A 1315-nucleotide genomic window follows, 5' to 3' on the forward strand; every position below is an offset into this window, starting at 1 on the left:
CTCCGGCGCTCTGCTCGGTGGTGGTCGCCGCCAGCTCGTCCGAGGATGCCGACAGCTCCGTGGCCGCCGAGTTCACCTCCACCCCCGCAGCCGTGACCCTCGCGACGAGCCGCCGAGTGGTGTCGAGCATGGTGTTGATGGACTCGCTCAGTTCCACGAGCTCCGTCGAACCCTCTGGCCGGGCCCGGGCATCCAGGTCGCCGCCGGCGACCCTCCGCGCCACCTCGGTCAGTCGGCGGACAGGCCGGGTGGTACGCCGGGCCAGGATGATCGAGACGACCACCGCGAGGGTGGTTCCGAGGGCGAATACGACGATGGCGTACTGGCGCTGGGTGGTGACGGGGGCGAGCAGGGCGTCGGCGTGGGCCTGGGCGATGACGATCCAGCCCAGGTCATCGACCAGGTCGTATCCGCCGATGACGTCGTGGCCCTCGAGATCGGTGAATCGCACGGCACCGGGCTGGCCGGTGCTGGCCGCTTCCTGGGTGGCGGCGTTCTCGACGGTGGTGCTCAGGGCGCCGGCGGCCAGCATCGCGGCCTCGTCGGCGACCTTGCCCATGTCCTCGCTGCTGTAGACCAGAAGATGCTGGGAGTCCACCGCGAGGACCTCGCTGCCCTCGTCCAGGTCGGGGTCGAGCAGGTCGGTCAGGTGCACCGGGTTGAGGCCGGCGATCACGATGGCCTGCGGGTTGCCGTCCGGGCCGAGCACGGGTTGCGCCATTACCCACTCGATGTGATCGCCCCGCCGGACCGGCGAGGTCAGGACCGGCTGACCCTCGGCGGCGCGGGCGAACCACTCCTGCTCGGCAGGATCGGTGACACCGCCGGTTCCGCTGGTCGACAGCACCTTGCCGTCCAGGTCGGTGACCTGGATCAGGGTGAAGTTGCCGCCGGTCTCGGCCATGTACGCCATCGCGGACCGGGTCTCTTCGCCGGTCGGGTCGTCGGCGGCGGTCGCGGCGAGCACGGTCAGGCTCTCGCGCTGTGCGGAAAGCCAGTCCTGCAACTTCAGCGTGACCGCCCGTGCGACGCTCTGCCCTCTCTGCTCGGCCGAGGCGGTCAGGCTGTTCGCCGCCGAGGTCGTCAACAGCACCGCCAGCACGATCATCACCGGCAACGAGACCAGCAACATCGCCGCCACCAAGCGGGGCGTGAAGCGGCGGTGCAGAGTGCGCCATCGGGTTGAGGCGGGCTCGCTCACGTCAGTACCCGTCTCTCGCGGTGGCTGCGGTGGTTTCGAGGTCGCCGGCGAGGTCGGCGAGGTTGCCGGCGGCGTCGGCGATCTGTTGGGCGGTTGCTGAGACCTGTCGGCTGG

2 protein-coding genes are annotated in these 1315 nt (G+C 70.4%); one reads left to right on the plus strand and one right to left on the minus strand.

Features of this window, described 5'->3' with window-relative positions; translation table 11 throughout:
- The coding region (locus C8K30_RS30140) for a cache domain-containing protein (RefSeq protein WP_369941789.1) at window positions 1-1006 on the minus strand (1006 nt) is incomplete at its 3' end.
- Between C8K30_RS30140 and C8K30_RS31865 the strand changes: the two genes are divergently transcribed.
- On the plus strand, window positions 903-1301 hold the full coding sequence (locus C8K30_RS31865; RefSeq protein ID WP_369941792.1) for a hypothetical protein: 399 nt from the start codon (window positions 903-905) through the stop codon (window positions 1299-1301). The two genes, C8K30_RS30140 and C8K30_RS31865, sit on opposite strands and share 104 nt — an antisense overlap.
- Window positions 1302-1315 lie beyond the last annotated feature (14 nt).

The organism is Promicromonospora sp. AC04 (assembly GCF_003058225.1).
GTDB lineage: Bacteria > Actinomycetota > Actinomycetes > Actinomycetales > Cellulomonadaceae > Promicromonospora.